We start from the raw sequence: 237 nt of genomic DNA on the forward strand, positions 1-237 counted from the left end.
GTTGTTATCAGCACCTAAATTAAGCAGTGCGTATTTCAGCTTCTTTTGGTCGTCAGCAAATTCTACTTTAGCCGTAGCGGAGACCAACTGATTAGACTCTAATTGAAATTTACTAGTAAGGTGATCGCCGTTAACGCTAAGCGCAGTAGGCCAGCTAAGGGTTGACGCTTTTTTCATTGGTGCGGGCAAGTTCATGCTTACCCCCAGTAAATCGCTTCGAAAATCACCGTTGTAATC

Annotated in this window: 1 protein-coding gene; it reads right to left on the reverse strand. The window is 43.9% G+C overall.

Features of this window, described 5'->3' with window-relative positions:
* Positions 1 to 195: hypothetical protein (locus Q4528_RS15975; RefSeq protein ID WP_303522740.1), on the reverse strand; the 195-nt coding region annotated here is incomplete at its 3' end.
* Positions 196 to 237 lie beyond the last annotated feature (42 nt).

It is taken from the genome of Staphylococcus pasteuri (assembly GCF_030547725.1).
In the GTDB taxonomy this organism is placed as follows: Bacteria; Bacillota; Bacilli; order Staphylococcales; family Staphylococcaceae; genus Staphylococcus; species Staphylococcus pasteuri.